Below are 16,144 nucleotides of genomic sequence, written 5' to 3' on the forward strand. Positions count from 1 at the left end.
TGGACTCTCCCAGGGAGGGAGAGTCCACCCCGGCGTGCCGTTGTCTCAACGGAACTCGTGCACGACCTCGATCTGCCCGACGATGTGCGCGTTGAACTCCGCCAGCTCCTCGGCCGGGACCCACAGTTCGAGGATGGTCTCCCCGCCGGCCTGCTGTACCGGATACCGGCGGAGGAATTCCGCGTCCACCTCGAAGCGCGTGACGTACCCCGCACCGTCGTGCTTGACGTTCCAGTCGCGGGCGATCCGGATGGCGTAGTCCTCGTTCAGGACCGGATAGAAGATCGGCTGCTCCGGCAGCCGCGGCGGCCAGGCCCGCCACTCCAGCTCCCGTACCAGCTCCAGCTCCGTCGGCCCGGTGGGCCGCCACAGTGTGGTCGTCGCAACCTGCCCCGTGCTCATGCCCCCACGCTATCGGCCCCGCTGGGGTGCCGCTGCGCGGGGAGCCTGGTGCCCAGCAGCACCATGCGGACGGCGTGTTCGGTGGCGTCGGCAAGGTGGAGGGGGGCCAGCGTGAGGGCGTCGGAGAGGGTGAGCGGGGCGGGGAGGATGGAGCGGTAGGCGTCGATGCCGGTGGCGCGGGTCTCGTCGGCACCCTCGCCGAGGGTGCCGGCCAGGGCCAGTACGGGCTTGCCGAACTCCTTGGCGCGGCGGGCCACTTCGGCGGGCACCTTGCCGCGTGCGGTCTGCCGGTCCAGGGAGCCTTCGGCGGTCAGTACGAGGTCGGCGCGGGAGAGCCGGGCGTCCAGGTCGAGGTGGTCGAGCAGCACCTCGAAGCGGGGCAGCAGCCGGGTGCCGAGCGCGGCCAGACCGGCGCCGAGACCGCCGGATGCGCCTGTTCCGGGTCCGGTGCGCAGATCGACTGCCGCTGTGCTCCGGCTCATGTCCCGCCGCAGCACCGCCGCCCACCGCTCCAGCGCCGCCGCCAGCGACCGGACCTGGGCAGGCGTCGCGCCCTTCTGCGGGCCGAAGACCCGGGCGACACCCGACGGCCCGCAAAGGAGGTTGAACGGGTTGCAGGCGGCCATGAGTTCGGTCTCCGCCAGCCGCGGGTCGAGGCCCGACGGGTCGATCCGGTCCAGCGACGCCAGAGCGTCTCCGCCGCGCGGCAGCTCCACCCCGTCGGCGTCCAGCAGCCGCGCGCCGAGGGCCTGGAGCGCTCCGGCACCACCGTCCGAGGTGCCCGAATCGCCGCACCCCACGATCACCCGGCGAACCCCCGCGTCCAGCGCCGCACGGATCAGCTCCCCGACGCCGTACGTGGTCGTCGACCCCGGATCGCGGCGGTCGGCCGGAACCAGGGAGAGACCCGCGACCGCCGCCATCTCCACCACAGCCGTGGGACGTGCGCGGAACGTACCGGCCCCGCCCAGCAGCGCGAAGTGGGTCGGCACCGGCTCGCCCACCGGCCCGGTCGCCGTACGGTGCACCAGCCGGCCACCGGTCGCCAGGGCCAGCGCCTCGGCCGTGCCCTCGCCGCCGTCCACCAGCGGTATCAGGTCGAGTGCGGCCTGCGGGGCGACCCGCCGGACGCCCTCGGCCATGGCCTCGGCGGCCTGCCGCGCGGAGAGGGACTCCTTGAATCCGCTGGGTGCGAGAACGAAGTGGAAGGGCATCCGGATCTCCTGTGAAGAGCGCAGAGTGAGAGAGCGACGAAGGAAAGGCGGGGGCGGTACGGCTCAGCGCACGGGAACGCCGAGCAGTGGCCAGACCGCCAGCGCGAACAGCAGGACGAGCAGCGCCGTCAGCGGCGCGAGTACGGCGGACAGCCGCAGCAGGTCGCCCGGCGTGTAGGTGGGGGTTCCGGGCACGTCCGCGAAGAGGGCCACGGGCTTCGCCGAGGCGGGGAGCGTGTGGCAGAAGCCGGCCGCCGCGGTGGAGGCGAGCGCGGCCGACACTGGATTGACGTCCGCGCTTGCCGCAGCGGCGACCACGAGCGGCACCAGCACACTGGAGCGGGCCGACCGTGACTGGAGCAGCAGATGTGCCCCCGTACTCACGACCACGACAGCCGCGAGGAACGCCCACGGCGGTACGGCGTCACCTCCGGGCAGCCCGCTGACCAGCCACGCGGCGGCGCCCGAGGCCGACAACGCGACGCCCATCGCCATCGTCGCCGCCATGAACAGCAGCAGCGACCACGGCACCGTCTTCAGCGCGTCCTTCAGCCCGACCGTGCCCAGCGCGGGCGAGGCGGCGACGACCGCGCCGATCAGCGCGACCAGCGCGGGCGACACCCCGTGCAGCGGCTCCGCGCACCACAGGACGACGACCGTGACGAGCAGCAGCGCCGAGCGGGCCTCCGGCGGCGACAGCGGTCCGGTGACCTGGGTCGTGGAGTGCTGCTGGATGTCCTCGACGGTGACGCGGACACCGTCACGCCGGTCGGCCCGCCGCGTGGTGGTCAGCAGCACCACCTCGGCCGCCAGATGCGAGGAGGCGACGGCCAGCGGCAGGCCCAGCAGCAGCCACTGGGTGAAGCCGATGTGCCGGCCCGTCGACTCCCACAGCACGCTCACGGTGATCAGATGTGCGCCCGCGCCGATCAGTGTCGCCACGGCGGACAGCAGGATTACGGTGGGGAAGAGCAGCGCGAGCATCACCACCAGCCGCTTGCGTTCCCGCAGGACGGCGGCGAGCGCGAGGAAGACGGGCAGCGCCAGCGCGGCCCGGCCCGAGGTGGCGGGTATCGCGAACGCGCTCACCACCAGTGCCGCGGTCGTCAGATGAACGAGCTGCCGCACCGACCGCGCGCCGCTGACCAGGAAGGCGGCTGCCCGGGCCGCCAGGCCCGTACGCGCGACCGCTGCCGCGAGGACGAACGCGCAGATGAGCAGCCAGACCGTGGCGTCGCCGAGGGTGCCGAACAGCGTGTCGGAGCTGATCACCCCGGTCACGGCCAGCGCCAGCCCGCCGCCGAGCGCGACGTAGGTGTCGTCGATCGGGGTACCGATCCACGCGCACGTCGTCAGGGCGAAGACGGCCAGCGTCACGCGCGCGTCCCCGCTCAGCCCGGGGAAGTTCCCGGGCACGGCGAGCAGCGCGCACAGGCTCAACGCGAGGCACAGGACGCAGAGGGAGGCGGGGGAGAGGGCCTTCCGGGCGGGCGGTGTCGTGACGGACGGTGTCATGCGGACGAGTCTTCGGGCCGGCGGTGAGCCCTCGATGAGCGTGTGATGAAGGGGATTTCATCCCGTCCTGCCGCTCAGGGCAGCCGGTACCCCATCCCCCGCACCGTCTCCACCCGCTCGGCGCCCAGCTTCTTGCGGAGGGCCCGCACGTACACATCCACGATGTTGGAGCCGGGGTCGAAGTCGTAGCCCCACACGTGCGAGAGGATCTGCTCCCGGGAGAGCACCTGCCCCGGGTGCCGCAGGAACAGCTCCAGCAGGACGAACTCCCGCGCCGTCAGGTCCACCGTCCTGCTGCCCGCCCGGGCCCGCCGGGTGCGCAGGTCCAGCGACAGCTCGCCGCTGCGCAGCACCGTGGTCTCCGGTTCGCGTGCCGCCGTGCGCAGCCGCAGCCGTACGCGGGCCAGCAGCTCCTCGAAGCGGAACGGCTTGGTCATCCAGTCGTCGGCGCCGCCCTCCAGCCCTGCGACCGTGTCACGTACCGAGTCCCGTGCGGTCAGCACGATCACCGGCACCGTCATCCGGGCCTCGCGCAGCTGCCGCAGCACCGTGAAACCGTCCCGGCCCGGCAGTCCGATGTCGAGGATGATCAGGTCGAAACCGCCGGTGTGGGCGTAGTCGTACGCGGTGTCCCCGTCGGTGGCGACCGTCGTGGTGAAGCCGCTGGCGCGCAGCCCCTTCTCCACGAAAGCGGCGATCCGCTCCTCGTCCTCCACGATCAGCACCCGCGTCATCCGTCTTCCTCCTCCTGCTCCACCTGGGCAGCCCCCGACTCGGGCAGGACGAGCACGAAAGTGGCCCCGCCACCCGCCGTGGACCGCAGCTCCACCCGGCCACCGGGATGGCCCTCCGCTATGGCCTTCACGATCGCGAGCCCGAGCCCGGCGCCGCTGCCGCGCGCGCCGCGCCGGGCCGTGCCCCTGCGGAAGCGTTCGAAGATCAGCTCGGCGTCCGTCTCGCTGACGCCGGGTCCGCCGTCGGCGACGTACAGCTCCACCGCGCGCCGGGTGACGGAGCGCCGGGAGCCGATGTGGACGGCCGTGCCCCGCGCCGTGTGCTGGACGGCGTTCTGCGCCAGCTGCACCATCGCCTGGGTGACGCGCTGCGCATCGAGCCGCACCGTGCCCTCGGCCACCTCGGCGAGCTGCCACGCGCGCTCGCCCAGAGCGCGTGCCTTGACGAAGACATCGGCCGTCAGCTCGGCGAGTTCCACGGGTTCGGGGGTGACGAAGTCCGGCCGCTCGGCTTTCGCGAGGAGCAGCAGGTCCTCCACGATGCGGCTCATCCGGTCCAGCTCGTCGGTGACGACCCGGACGGTCTCCTCGCGCTCCTGGGGCCCGTCCCCCATCAGCTCCAGATGCCCCCGCACGATGGTGATCGGGGTGCGCAGCTCGTGCCCGGCGTCGTCCACGAACTGCCGCTGTGCCGCGAATGCGCGCTCCAGCCGGTCCAGCATGGCGTTGAAGGTCTCGGCGAGCGCCGAGATGTCGTCCCGGCCGCGTACCGGGATGCGCCGGGTCAGATCCTGTTCGGTCAACTGCGCGGCAGTCGTCCGTACCAGCCGTACGGGAGCCAGGATGCGGCCCGCGACGGCCCAGCCTATGCCGCACGTCAGCAGCAGTGCGACGCCGGATATGGCCAGCAGGATGCGGAACACCGTCTGCGGCCCGGCCTGTTCGCGGTCGGCGTGGATGGCGACGATGAAGGTGCCCGACGGCGAACCGCCGCCCGGCTCGATCGGGACGCGCGCCCAGCGCACCTCGCCCTGGGGCCTGTGCAGGACGCCGCTGCGCCGCTCGCCCGAGGTGATACGGGCCAGCGCCGACTTGTCCCTGTGGAGCGGCAGCGCGGAGGGGATGTCGCGACTCTGCCGGATCACCTTGCCCCGCACCACACCCAGCAGTTCCTCGTCCGGGTCGGAGTACTGCCTCTCCAGGAAGACCTTCAGCAGCCGTCTGGCCTCGGTGAACGGGCGTCCGGTCGCCGGGTCCCGACCGCGCTCCACGAAGTTGGCGAACTCGCCCGTCTCCTGCTCCAGCAGCCGCGTCATCCGGTGTTCCACATCGCGGGCCAGGATCGACCTGGTGGTGGTGGCGACGGTGCCGAGCGCCACTGCCATCACCGCCAGCAGCCACAGCAGGATGCGGACCCGGGCCGAGATCCACGGCCGCCGCGCGGGGCCCGAGCCGGTCTCAGCCGTCGTCGCCCGGCCCGTCGTCCTGGTCGTCCCGGCCGCTGTCGTCGTTCCGGTCGTCCGGTTCTTCGCTGCGGTCATCGTCGCTCGTGTCGTCGGTGGCGGGCGGCCGCACCGTCTCGTCCCCGGACGGCCGGGAAGACCCCTTGGAGGGACCGGACGACGGCTCCTGGTTCTTGCCGGACGGGCTCCCGGCGGACGGGCTCTCGCTGTCCAGCTCGACCTTCGCGGGCGGCTTGGGCGGGTCCGGGCTGTCGGTCAGCGCGTAACTGGTGGCGGCGATGCCCAGCGGGATCGCCACGACTGCCGTGAGCGTCGCGATGCGGTGTGAGAAGGCCATACGGGCCACGCTGCCGTGCCTGCCGGTTACGTCCGATGAAGCGTGGATGAAGAAACGTTCATCAACGAGGCCGTCAGGAGTCCAGCCCGATGGCGAAGGCGGTTTCCAGATCGTGCTGGGAGTAGGTGCGGAAGGCGATATGGGTCTCGGTGGACTGGACGCCCGGGACCTTGCTGATCCGGCCCGGGATGATGTCGGCGAGGTCGTCGTGCTGGGCGACGCGGACCATGGCGATCAGATCGTGCGCACCGGTGACGGAGTAGACCTCGCTGACGCCCTCGATGGCGGCGATCTGCTCGGCGATCTCGGGGATGCGTTCGGTGCTCGTCCGGATGAGGACGATGGAAGTGATCACGGTTCGGTCTCTCCCTCTGACGCCGGGGTTGGCCCGGTCACTCTAGCCCGGCGGCAGTGGAGCCAGGCATACAGGAAGCCCAGCGTGAAACCCACCACATGGGCCAGGTAGGCGACGCCGGGTCCGTCGCCGTCCTGCCGGGCGGCCAGCCACTGCACGGTCAGCCAGAAGAGGAGTACCACCCATGCGGGAAAGCGCAGCGGCAGGAAGAAGAGGAAGGGGAAGACACTGGTCACCCGGGTGTGCGGATGCAGACGGAGGAAGGCGCCCAGCACCGCTGAGATCGCTCCGGAGGCGCCGACCAGCGTCTCGCCGGACGCCGGGTGGGCCACCGCGTAGCACGACATGGCCACATAGCCGGCGCTCAGATAGAAGAGGACGAAGCGCACCGGGCCCATGCGCTGCTCGACCAGCCCGCCGAAGACGTGGAGGAAGATCAGGTTACCGAGTAGATGCAGCCAGTTACCGTGCAGAAACAGTGCGGTCAGCGGCGCCGGCAGCTCACGTGCGGCACCGCTGAGCAGCGCGCGGGGCACCACGCCCCACCGGTCGAAGTAGGCCGACCGGGCCTGCTCCAGCGCCTGCCCCGTACCGTACGAGGGCAAGAAGCCGGAGGCCGGTCCGATCAGGAAGATCAGGCAGCAGCAGCCGATCAGGGCGTACGTCATCAGGGGGCGCGTCAGGAGCCGCGGCAGGGTCCGCAGCCGGGGACGCGTCCAGGACCGTGGCCCCTCGCCGGGGTCCGGGGCCGGGGCATCGGCGCGGTCGGTGCCGTCCATGAGCGGATCATGACCGCTCGGTGGCCGGGCATGCTCCTCGACACACGTGGAGGCACGCGGACGGTCCCAGGCCGTAGGGTTTACGGGACGTGACCCCGCGCCGCATGTCCGTGATGTGTTCCGCGGAATCGACAGCACCGAGACCCTCGGGACCGGGACTTCCGGGATCGGGAACTTCGGGGCTGGGACTTTCGAAGAGATGAGGACGAGACGATGGCGGTCCCCACGCCGACGGCCGAGACCCGCTGGCGCTGCACCCTGTGCGGCAATCTCACCCGGTTCGATGTGACGCGTTCCAGCAAGGTGGTCGAGTACGTCCATCTGGACCTGGCCGGGGCGCCGAAGGTCGAGGAGCGGGACGTGCTCAGTGAGAGCATCGAGTCGGTGCGCTGCAGATGGTGCAACGCCGTGGACCAGGTCGAACTGGTGGACCGGCCCAGCGCTCAGGTATAGGGCTCAGGGCTCAGAGACGGCAGGTGTGACCGGTGGTGGAACGGACGGGCGGCGACCCTCGGCAGCCGGAACCGGCTGCCGGGAAGGAAAGCGGTCCCGCTGCCCGCGCGGCGGCCGAGGACCCGGCGGCCCGGACGGACCCGGACCACACCGAGGGCCGCCCGGGCGGCGCGGAGGGGCGGCGCCCGGAGGCGCAGCAGGCCCCGGACCCCGGCGCGGAGGGGCCCGACGGCCCGGGCGAGAGCCTCGAGCGGCCGTTGCCGGAGAAGGTGCGGCGGCGGGTGGTCGCCTTCACCGGTGATGCTCTCGGCGGGCTGACCGTCGCCGAACTCCCGCCCCCGCTGCGGCAGTACGCCCGCTTCACCCCGCAGCGCCGCGCCAAGTTCGGCGGGAACGCCATGGCGGCGGCGCTGGAGAGCGACGCCCCCTTCCGGCAGCGCATCGCCTCCCGGGTGCGCGAACAGCTCCCCGAGCTGGCGGGCGCCCTCGACGAGGGCACTCCGCCCCCGGCCGCCGACCCGGTGGACGTGGCGGCGGCGGCGTACATCCTGCGCCCGCCCGGCTGGGCCAAACTGGTCGCGGCGGCGGGCGAGGAGGCCCAGCGGGCCCAGGCCGAACGCGCGGGCGAGGAGGCACAGCGTGAGCTGGCCCGGCTGCGCGAGGAGCTGGCCCATGCCAAGGACGCGGCCCGGGACGAGACCGAGCAGCGCCGCCGCGAGCTGGAGGCGCTGCGCAAGGAGCTGGACGGCACCCAGCGCAAGCTGCGCAGTGCGCAGGCCGATGTGCGCCGCCGCGAGGCGTCGCTGCGCAAGCTCCAGGAGGAGCTGGACGCGGTACGTTCCGCCGCCGGTACGGAGAAGACGGCGCTGGACAGCGAGGTACGCCGGCTCAAGTCCCGCCTCTCCGAGACCGAGTCCGCGCTGGAGGCCGGGCGGCGTGCGGCGCGTGAGGGCCGCAGCGTGGAGGACATGCGGGTGCGCCTGTTGCTCGACACCGTGCTCGACGCTGCCCAGGGACTCCGCCGCGAACTGGCGCTCCCGCCGTCCGACACCCGCCCGGCCGATACGGTCGACGCCGTGGAGCCGGGCCGGATGTCGCCCAAGGACGTGGCGGCCCGGGCGCTTTCGGAGACCGATCCGGCGCTGCTGGACCAGCTGCTGGCGCTGCCGCAGTCCCATCTGGTGGTGGACGGTTACAACGTCACCAAGACCGGCTATCCCACGCTGCCGCTGGAGAAGCAGCGGCTGCGGCTGCTGGGCGGACTCGCGGTACTGGCGGCCCAGTCGGGCGCCGAGGTCACCTGCGTGTTCGACGGTGCCGAACTGGCGGCTCCCGTGCTGCTCGCGCCGCCGCGCGGGGTGCGGGTGCTGTTCTCCAAACCGGGCCAGACCGCGGACGAGTTGATCCGCCGGCTGGTGCGCGCCGAACCGCCGGGCCGCGCCGTGGTGGTGGTCTCCAGCGACCGCGAGGTCGCCGACGGCTGCGCGGCGGCCGGGGCCAGGCCGGTGGCCTCGGCGCTCCTCCTCAAGCGGCTGGCCCGCAGCTGAGAAAGCGGCACGATCCCAACTCCTTGCCACATAAAGGACATCGAGCTCGCTGTGCCGGGCGGCGCGGTAAGCGCTGGGTGAGACTGTGCTCGCCCAACGTGTACATCGAGTAAAGAATGCGGCTGTGGGACCTCTTTTTTCCTGAGGGATTTGATCGGATCACTACCCGTGGCTACTCTCAGGCCCGAACCTTCGCTTGGTTGATCGCCTATCCCGGGTGACAGCGGAGGACCGCCTCGTTCCGTACGACCGGGATCGCCCAGTCCCGTGAAGCGGAGCCGGAGATGACCGACCGGCAGGCGGCTGAGGAAGAAGGAGCTCGCCCCAGTGGCGTCCCACCGTCGTCCCAAGCAGCCGAGTCGCGCACGTGTCAGTGTCTTCACCATGACCGCTGCCGCGGCAGTCGCTCTCACCTCCCAGGCGGCCCACGCCGACCCGCAGTCCTCCAAGAAGGGCGTCAAGGAGAAGGTCGACAAGCTCTACGAGGACGCCGAGGCCGCCACCGAGAAGTACAACGGCGCCAAGGAGAAGCAGTCCAAGCTCTCCAAGCAGGTCGAGAACCTCCAGGGCAGCGTCGCCCGTGGCCAGGGCGAGCTCAACAGCATGCGCGACAAGCTCGGTTCGATGGCCACGGCGCAGTACCGCTCCGGCGGTGTCGACCCCTCGGTGCAGCTCTTCCTCTCGTCCGACCCGGACAACTACCTGGACAAGGCTTCGGCCATGGACCAGTTGAGCACCAAGCAGGCCAGCGCGCTCAAGAAGATCCAGGCCAAGCAGCGCAGCCTCGCGCAGCAGCGCAAGGAAGCCTCCGGGAAGCTGAAGGACCTCGCCAGCACCCGCAAGGAGCTCGGCAAGAAGAAGAAGGAGATCCAGGGCAAGCTCTCCGAGGCCCAGCGGCTGCTCAACACGCTGACAGCCAAGGAGAAGGCGAAGCTCGCCGAGAAGCAGGAGCGCGCGGACCGCGCCTCCAGCGACCGCGCCGACCTGGGCGACGTCCCGGCGGGCTCGGGCCGCGCCGCCGCCGCGCTGGCCGCCGCCAAGGGCAAGGTAGGCAGTCCGTACGTGTGGGGCGCCACCGGGCCCAGCTCCTTCGACTGCTCGGGGCTGACCTCGTGGGCGTACAAGCAGGCAGGTGCCTCGCTGCCGCGTACCTCCCAGGCGCAGGCCAATGCCGGAACCCGGATCTCCAGCCAGAGCCAGCTCAAGCCGGGCGACCTGGTGCTGTTCTACGACGACCTGCACCACATCGGCCTCTATGCCGGGAACGGTCAGGTGCTGCACGCTCCCAAGCCCGGTGCAAACGTGCGCTTCGAGGCGATGGGCAACATGCCCTTCCAGTTCGGCGTCCGGGTGTGATGCCCGGCGGCGGGCCCATTCCCAGCTGATCACCAGCCAGTGTGATGACCGCTAAACGTCCTTCGTCCGGGTGAAACCCCCCGGGTCCGGATGACCCCGGAACCCGGCCGGTGACCTGCAAGATCGGCGAACGCCACGGCGTGGTGCGGGATTTAACGACGGCGGACGGTCCTTTGCCCCCTGTATGGGCGGGGCTAGATTCTGCGGGCGCAAGTCGCCTAGCGGAAGGAACGCCTCCTCCAGTGGCATCGCACCGGTCCCCTCGACGCACCCCGCAGCCAGGGCAGGGCTGGACGGCACGGGTCACCGTGCTGTCCGCCGCCGCTGCGGGCGCGGCAGCCGCGCTCGTCCCCGCGGCACCGGCGGGCGCCAAGCCCGACGACAAGCCGACGGCCCGCCTCAACTCCCGTATCGACCGGCTCTACGAGCAGGCGGAAGTCGCGACGGAGAAGTACAACGGGGTGGCCGAGCGCACCGGCAAGCTGCGCGAGCAGGTGGCCAACGCCCAGGACGGTGTGGCCCGTGGCCAGGCCAAGGTGAACCGGCTGCGCGACTCCCTCGGCTCCCTCGCGGGCGCGCAGTACCGCTCCGGGGGCATCGACCCGACCGTGGAGCTGATGCTCACCGAGGACCCCGACAGCTATCTCGACAAGGCCGCCACCCTCGACCGCATCGGCAGCCGTCAGCTGACCAAGCTGCGCCAACTCCAGTCGGCCCAGCGCCACCTCAAGCAGCAGCGCAGCGAGGCGGCCGGCAAGCTGGAACAGCTCGACGGACTCCAGAAGAGTCTCAAGCGCCAGAAGAAGGACGTCCAGAAGAAGCTCGCCGCCGCCCGGCGGTTGCTCCACCAGCTCTCGCCCCAGGAGCGCGCAGCCCGCGACGGCCACCGGAGCGGGAAAGCGCACGGCGGCGGCATCGGCGGCTCCAAGCCGTCCTCCCAGCGCGCCGCCGCGGCCGTCGCCGCCGTCAAGTCCGCCGTCGGACGCCCGTACGCGTGGGGTGCGGCCGGGCCGGGCGCCTTCGACTGCTCCGGTCTCACACAGTGGGCGTACAAGCAGGCGGGCACGTCGATCCCGCGTACGTCGCAGGCCCAGCGCTCGGCGGGGCAGCAGGTCCCGCTCAGCCAGGCCCGCCCCGGCGATCTGGTGGTCTACCGCGACGACGCCAGCCATGTGGGCATGTACGTGGGAGGTGGCCAGGTGGTGCACGCGCCCCATCCCGGTGCGCCGGTGCGCTACGACCCGGTCGGCATGATGCCGGTCTCCTCGGTCACCAGGCCCTGATCGGCCCCGCCCTTGCGCCCGTACCCTCGGTGGGGTGGGCGAGAAGCGGCAACCGACGCGGTACGGGCGAGCGCTGAGCGGTACGGCAGCGCTCGCTCTGCTGTGTGGGCTCGGCGCCTCGGCCCGCACGGCCGGGCACGACCCGGACCACGTCCCGTTCCAGCGGACCCTCGACCAGCAGGCCACGGCACTGCGCACCGGCGACGAGTCCGGCTACCTCACCGCCGTCGACGCGGGCCACCGCGGCGAACAGCGCCAGGTCTTCCGCAATCTGCGCCGGCTGCCGCTCTCCGCCTGGTCGTACGACGTGCGGAAGGTCACAGACAAGAGCGACCGCGCCGCGACCGTCGAGGCCACCCTGCGCTACCGCCTCGCGGGCTACGACCGGGCCTCCACTACCGCCACCGAACGGCTGCGCTTCGTACGGCGCGACGGCGCCTGGCGTATCGCCTCCGAAGCGTCGGGCAGCGACACCCAGCTGTGGGAGCAGGGCGCCATGACGGTCGTCCGAGGCCGGCACAGCCTGGTGCTGGGCGTGGGCCGGGACCGCTCCGAGCTCCGCGCGCTCGCCACCGCCGCCGACCGCGCCGTACCCGGCGTCGCCAAGACCTGGCCGTCCGGATGGACCCGCAGGACGGTGCTGGAGGCGCCCGCCTCGACGAAGCAGATGGCCCGCCTGCTGGGCTCTCCCGCCGCGAACTCCCATACGTACGCGGGGATAGCCGCCGTCACCACCGGCGAAGCGGGCGGCGCCTCCGGGCCCGGCGACCGTATCGTCGTCAACCCGAAGGCGTACGGGCTGCTCAGCGAAGAGGGCCGGCAGGTCGTACTGACCCACGAGACCACCCATGTCGCCACCCGCCGGCAGACCACCTCCGGCACCCCCTTGTGGCTCTCCGAGGGCATCGCCGACTGGGCGGGCTACCGCCACTCGCACCTGTCCCCCCGCGAGGCGGCCCCTGAGCTGGCCCGCGCGGCCTCCGCGCCGCGCACCCTGCCCTCCGACGACGACTTCCACTTCGGCAACGACCCCACCGAACTCGCCCGCGCCTACGAAGGCGGCTGGCTGGCCTGCCGGATGATCGCCGAACAGTGGGGCCCCGGCAAACTGATCGCCCTCTACGACCGGGCGGGCCGCGAGAACGACAATGCGGCCCTGCGCTCCGTCCTGGGCGTGAGCGAGAGGGAGTTCACCGGCCGCTGGCGGACTTACGTGCTGCAGCAACTCCGCCCTTGAGCCGGGGGCTCGCCACAACGGAGACCCCGGCGCTTTCGCGGGGCCGGGGCACCGCAGGCTCGTCCGCGACCGCCGACCGCCACAACCGCACACAAGAGACAACAGCAGCCGCAACCAACACCACGTTGCGCACGGCCAGCACCACCGTGCCCGCCCCCTCGCTGGCCACCACATCCGCGAACCAGGCCGGAAACTCCAACTGCGTCAGCCCGGCCGTCATGAGCACCGACCAGGCAGGCACCCGCTGGCAACTGGCCCGCAGGGTCAGACAGACCGCGGCCAGCCCCACCAGCCACACCAGATACTGCGGACTCAGCACCCGGCTCGTGACGACAAAGACCAGCACAGCGGCGAGCGCGGCGTCCGCCAAGGTCGCCGAGGTCCACACCCGCGCCCGCAGCCGCCACAACAGCAGCCATCCGAACGCCACCCCGGTCAGCACCACGGCCACATTGCTCACGGTCCGTACCCCCGGCCCCACGAACTCCATGGAGCCGTACCGCAGCAGCACCTGCCCCTCCCAGCCGAACTGCCGCGCGGCGTGCAGCGCCAGCGAGCCGACCGACTCCACCTCCGTGCCCCGGCCGCCCTGTGCGGACAGGAAGTTCATCGCACCCGGCATGGTGGCGGCGAAGCCCGCCGTCACCACCAGCACGGTCACCAGCGCGCTCAGCCAGATCACCCGCGTCGCCCGGCCGCGCGGGGTGCCGAGCAGCAGCAGGAGAGGCCACACCTTCACCAGCGCGCCCAGCCCGGCCAGCAGCCCCGCCGCACGGGGATGCCGTGCGGCTGCCAGCAGTGCGGCGACGGCGAGCACGGTCACCATCAGGTCGTAGCGCGCATACGCCGTCGGCCCCAGCAGCGGGACCCCGGCCACCCACGCCCACACCCCGGCCCGGCTGCGGGATCCGGCCCCCGGATCGCGCGGTCCGCGCCGTCGCGCCGCGTACAGCAGCAGCCCGAGCACCACCGCGTCGGCGGCGCAGGCGAGCACGAAGAAGGCGGAGGCGTAGCTGAGCAGGCCGAGCCCGGTGAGCAGCCCGGGGGAAAGGATCACCAGCGCCGCAGCAGGCGGATACTGCCAGGTCACATCGTCGGACGGAAACGTTCCGCTGCTCAGCTGTCCGTACCAGCCGTGGTAGATCACCGAGACGTCGGTGGTGATGTCCATGCCCCCGGGGACCGTGAAGACCTTGAAGACGTAGAGCAGCAGCACCGCCCGGGTGACCGTCCACACCAGCACGAGCGCCACCGCACCGCGGGCTCTCCTCGCCTCGCCCCGCACATCTGTCCTTCCTCGTATGTGCCGATCGGCCGGCCGCTCCGCCCGTACCGGCACGCGGTACTGTCGGCGGCGATGCGCAAGACGATGCACAAAACCCTGATCGTCACCAACGACTTCCCGCCCCGCCCCGGCGGCATCCAGGCGTTCCTGCACAGCATGGCGCTGCGCCTGGACCCGTCCCAGGTCGTCGTCTACGCCTCGACCTGGAAGCGGGGCCGGGAGGGTGCGGAAGCCACCGCGGCGTTCGACGCCGAGCAGCCCTTCACGGTCGTCCGTGACCGTACGACGATGCTGCTGCCCACTCCGCGGGTGACCAAGCGTGCCGTCTCGCTGCTGCGGGAGCACGGCTGCCGCGCGGTGTGGTTCGGCGCCGCCGCGCCGCTGGGGCTGATGGCGCCCGCGCTGCGCAGGGCCGGGGCCGAGCGGATCGTGGCGACCACGCACGGCCACGAAGCGGGCTGGGCGCAGCTCCCCGGGGCCCGCAGCCTGCTGCGGCGGATCGGTGAGGAGACCGACACCCTCACCTACCTCGGCGATTACACGCGCCGCCGGATCGCTGCCGCGCTCTCCCCCGAGGCCGCCGCGCGGATGGTGCAGCTGCCTCCCGGCGTTGACGAGAAGACCTTCAACCCCGGATCGGGCGGCGACAAGATCCGCGCCCGGCTGGGGCTGACCGAGCGGCCCGTGGTGGTGTGTGTCTCGCGTCTCGTCCGCCGCAAGGGCCAGGACACCCTCATCGAGGCGATGCCCCGGGTGCTGGAGGCCGTGCCGGACGCGGTGCTGCTGATCGTCGGCGGCGGCCCCTACCGCGCGGATCTGGAGAAGCTGGCCGCCTCCCGGGGGCTCACCGACGCCGTGCGCTTCACCGGTCCCGTCAGCTGGGAGGAGCTGCCCGCGCACTTCGGCGCGGGCGATGTCTTCGCCATGCCGTGCCGCACCCGGCGCGGCGGGCTGGATGTGGAGGGGCTCGGCATCGTCTATCTGGAGGCGTCCGCGACCGGGCTGCCGGTCGTCGCCGGTGACTCCGGCGGGGCGCCGGACGCCGTACTGAACGGCGAGACCGGCTGGGTCGTCCCCGGCGGCAACCCCGGGGAGACCGCCGACCGGTTGACCGAACTCCTCCGCGACCCCGAACTGCGTACCCGGATGGGCACCAGGGGCCGCGAGTGGGTCGAGGAGCGGTGGCGCTGGGATCTGATCGCCGAACGGCTACGCGAGTTGCTGTGAGCGGGGCCCCGTGGCAGGCGCGGGCGGCGCGGGCGGCACCGGGTCGAGCAGCGCCAGCTCCAGCCCGGCCAGCCGCGCCGGGTCCGCGATCACCTCGTACGCCGCGATCCGGCCGCCCTCGACCGTGAAGGTGAGCGCTGCCCGCAGCCTGCCGTGCGGTGCGAGAACGGCCCCCACAGCGCCGTTCACCAGCGCGGTCTGCGCATACCGCGAGCGCTGAGCCAGCAGCACCGTGCCCCGCGCCACGGCGTCGGCGCCCCGCAGCCGGGCCGGGACGCCGGCGGGCAGCGCCGCGGGGTCGGCGGAGCGCACCACGTCGGGAGCGAGCACCTCCAGCAGCCCCGCCAGGTCACCGCCGCGTGCGGCGGACAGGAACGCCTCGACCGCTGCCCGTTGCTCCCCCAGCTCCGCTGCGGGCACGGCGGGTGTGCCGCGTACGCGTTGACGGGCACGACTGGCGAGCTTCTTCGTGGCGACGGGTGAGCGCTCCACCAGCGGCGCGATCTGCTCGAACGGGACGGCGAACATGTCGTGCAGCACGAAAGCGACCCGCTCGGCGGGCCCCAGCGTGTCCAGCACGACGAGCAGTGCCCTGCCCACCGAGTCGGCCAGCAGCACCTCGTCCTCCGGCCCGGGGCCGTCCCCCGGCGGGAGGGGGTCGGGCACCTGCTGTCCCACCGGCTCCTCGGGGCGGGCGGCGCGGGCGCGCAGCATGTCCAGGCAGATACGCGAGACGACGGTACGCAGCCAGGCGGCAAGGTTGTCGATGGCCTCGGCGTCGGACCGGCTCAGCCTCAGCCACGCCTCCTGCACGGCGTCCTCCGCCTCGCTGAGCGAGCCCAGCATCCGGCAGGAGACCGCCAGCAGCGGGCCGCGGCTCTCCTCGAAGCGCTCGGCCAGCCCGGTCAGCTCGTCCATCGGTCACCTTTCCCTCGCGTGTTCCGTCACCTTCATCGA

At 72.3% G+C, this 16,144-nt stretch carries 16 protein-coding genes; 6 read left to right on the top strand and 10 right to left on the bottom strand.

What is annotated here, in order from left to right:
* Window positions 1–45: 45 nt before the first annotated feature.
* The 8 genes from ACTWQF_RS14275 to ACTWQF_RS14310 all read right to left on the bottom strand — a co-directional run bounded on the left by ACTWQF_RS14275 (window position 46) and on the right by ACTWQF_RS14310 (window position 6,688).
* Entirely contained in the window at window positions 46–402 is a 357-nt protein-coding gene (locus tag ACTWQF_RS14275) for a hypothetical protein (protein ID WP_443279727.1), read from the bottom strand.
* A complete protein-coding gene (locus ACTWQF_RS14280) occupies window positions 399–1,616 on the bottom strand; it encodes a glycerate kinase family protein (protein WP_443279728.1) in 1,218 nt (405 codons plus the stop codon). Before ACTWQF_RS14280 ends, ACTWQF_RS14275 begins: the two co-directional genes overlap by 4 nt.
* Before the next feature lie 63 nt (window positions 1,617–1,679).
* On the bottom strand, window positions 1,680–3,131 hold the full coding sequence (locus tag ACTWQF_RS14285; RefSeq protein ID WP_443279729.1) for an SLC13 family permease: 1,452 nt from the start codon (window positions 3,129–3,131) through the stop codon (window positions 1,680–1,682).
* A 74-nt stretch (window positions 3,132–3,205) separates the two neighbouring features.
* Window positions 3,206–3,865 (bottom strand): response regulator transcription factor, encoded by a 660-nt coding sequence (locus ACTWQF_RS14290; RefSeq protein ID WP_443279730.1) that lies wholly within the window; start codon window positions 3,863–3,865, stop codon window positions 3,206–3,208.
* Window positions 3,862–5,406 (bottom strand): sensor histidine kinase, encoded by a 1,545-nt coding sequence (locus ACTWQF_RS14295; protein ID WP_443279731.1) that lies wholly within the window; start codon window positions 5,404–5,406, stop codon window positions 3,862–3,864. The genes ACTWQF_RS14290 and ACTWQF_RS14295 overlap by 4 nt, the downstream gene beginning before the upstream one ends.
* Window positions 5,324–5,665 (bottom strand): hypothetical protein, encoded by a 342-nt coding sequence (locus ACTWQF_RS14300; RefSeq protein ID WP_443279732.1) that lies wholly within the window; start codon window positions 5,663–5,665, stop codon window positions 5,324–5,326. Before ACTWQF_RS14300 ends, ACTWQF_RS14295 begins: the two co-directional genes overlap by 83 nt.
* 73 nt (window positions 5,666–5,738) lie before the next feature.
* Window positions 5,739–6,020: an Lrp/AsnC family transcriptional regulator gene (locus ACTWQF_RS14305; RefSeq protein ID WP_443247095.1), complete on the bottom strand. Its 282-nt coding sequence runs from the start codon at window positions 6,018–6,020 to the stop codon at window positions 5,739–5,741.
* Window positions 6,017–6,688 carry a rhomboid family intramembrane serine protease gene (locus ACTWQF_RS14310; protein WP_443279846.1) on the bottom strand — a complete coding sequence of 224 codons (672 nt, stop codon included), beginning with the start codon at window positions 6,686–6,688 and terminating at the stop codon, window positions 6,017–6,019. Before ACTWQF_RS14310 ends, ACTWQF_RS14305 begins: the two co-directional genes overlap by 4 nt.
* A gap of 324 nt (window positions 6,689–7,012) precedes the next feature.
* Between ACTWQF_RS14310 and ACTWQF_RS14315 the strand changes: the two genes are divergently transcribed.
* From ACTWQF_RS14315 to ACTWQF_RS14335, 5 genes are all read left to right on the top strand, one after another.
* Window positions 7,013–7,252 carry a hypothetical protein gene (locus ACTWQF_RS14315; protein WP_443247094.1) on the top strand — a complete coding sequence of 80 codons (240 nt, stop codon included), beginning with the start codon at window positions 7,013–7,015 and terminating at the stop codon, window positions 7,250–7,252.
* Window positions 7,253–7,509: 257 nt separating this feature from the next.
* A complete protein-coding gene (locus ACTWQF_RS14320; RefSeq protein WP_443279847.1) occupies window positions 7,510–8,799 on the top strand; it encodes an NYN domain-containing protein in 1,290 nt (429 codons plus the stop codon).
* Between the two features lie 327 nt (window positions 8,800–9,126).
* Window positions 9,127–10,155 carry an NlpC/P60 family protein gene (locus ACTWQF_RS14325; protein ID WP_443279733.1) on the top strand — a complete coding sequence of 343 codons (1,029 nt, stop codon included), beginning with the start codon at window positions 9,127–9,129 and terminating at the stop codon, window positions 10,153–10,155.
* Between the two features lie 242 nt (window positions 10,156–10,397).
* Window positions 10,398–11,438 carry an NlpC/P60 family protein gene (locus ACTWQF_RS14330; RefSeq protein WP_443279734.1) on the top strand — a complete coding sequence of 347 codons (1,041 nt, stop codon included), beginning with the start codon at window positions 10,398–10,400 and terminating at the stop codon, window positions 11,436–11,438.
* 34 nt (window positions 11,439–11,472) lie between these two features.
* Entirely contained in the window at window positions 11,473–12,675 is a 1,203-nt protein-coding gene (locus ACTWQF_RS14335; protein ID WP_443279735.1) for a hypothetical protein, read from the top strand.
* Here ACTWQF_RS14335 and ACTWQF_RS14340 read toward each other — a convergent pair.
* Complete coding sequence (locus ACTWQF_RS14340; protein WP_443279736.1) at window positions 12,629–13,927, bottom strand: glycosyltransferase 87 family protein; 1,299 nt, start codon at window positions 13,925–13,927, stop codon at window positions 12,629–12,631. The genes ACTWQF_RS14335 and ACTWQF_RS14340 overlap by 47 nt on opposite strands.
* A gap of 117 nt (window positions 13,928–14,044) precedes the next feature.
* Between ACTWQF_RS14340 and ACTWQF_RS14345 the strand changes: the two genes are divergently transcribed.
* Complete coding sequence (locus ACTWQF_RS14345; RefSeq protein ID WP_443279848.1) at window positions 14,045–15,187, top strand: glycosyltransferase family 4 protein; 1,143 nt, start codon at window positions 14,045–14,047, stop codon at window positions 15,185–15,187.
* Here the strand turns inward: ACTWQF_RS14345 and ACTWQF_RS14350 are convergent.
* On the bottom strand, window positions 15,170–16,105 hold the full coding sequence (locus ACTWQF_RS14350; RefSeq protein ID WP_443279737.1) for a sigma-70 family RNA polymerase sigma factor: 936 nt from the start codon (window positions 16,103–16,105) through the stop codon (window positions 15,170–15,172). The two genes, ACTWQF_RS14345 and ACTWQF_RS14350, sit on opposite strands and share 18 nt — an antisense overlap.
* Between the last annotated feature and the right edge of the window lie 39 nt (window positions 16,106–16,144).

The sequence above is a fragment of the Streptomyces sp. 8N114 genome, from assembly GCF_052245835.1.
Classification (GTDB): domain Bacteria; phylum Actinomycetota; class Actinomycetes; order Streptomycetales; family Streptomycetaceae; genus Streptomyces.

Bases quoted from the DNA above. Each gene is read 5' to 3' on its own strand.
- ACTWQF_RS14275 (WP_443279727.1), bottom strand. From the start codon at position 402: ATGAGCACGGGGCAGGTTGCGACGACCACACTGTGGCGGCCCACCGGG.
- ACTWQF_RS14280 (WP_443279728.1), bottom strand. From the start codon at position 1,616: ATGCCCTTCCACTTCGTTCTCGCACCCAGCGGATTCAAGGAGTCCCTC.
- ACTWQF_RS14285 (WP_443279729.1), bottom strand. From the start codon at position 3,131: ATGACACCGTCCGTCACGACACCGCCCGCCCGGAAGGCCCTCTCCCCC.
- ACTWQF_RS14290 (WP_443279730.1), bottom strand. From the start codon at position 3,865: ATGACGCGGGTGCTGATCGTGGAGGACGAGGAGCGGATCGCCGCTTTC.
- ACTWQF_RS14295 (WP_443279731.1), bottom strand. From the start codon at position 5,406: ATGACCGCAGCGAAGAACCGGACGACCGGAACGACGACAGCGGCCGGG.
- ACTWQF_RS14300 (WP_443279732.1), bottom strand. From the start codon at position 5,665: ATGGCCTTCTCACACCGCATCGCGACGCTCACGGCAGTCGTGGCGATC.
- ACTWQF_RS14310 (WP_443279846.1), bottom strand. From the start codon at position 6,688: ATGACGTACGCCCTGATCGGCTGCTGCTGCCTGATCTTCCTGATCGGA.
- ACTWQF_RS14315 (WP_443247094.1), top strand. From the start codon at position 7,013: ATGGCGGTCCCCACGCCGACGGCCGAGACCCGCTGGCGCTGCACCCTG.
- ACTWQF_RS14345 (WP_443279848.1), top strand. From the start codon at position 14,045: ATGCACAAAACCCTGATCGTCACCAACGACTTCCCGCCCCGCCCCGGC.
- ACTWQF_RS14350 (WP_443279737.1), bottom strand. From the start codon at position 16,105: ATGGACGAGCTGACCGGGCTGGCCGAGCGCTTCGAGGAGAGCCGCGGC.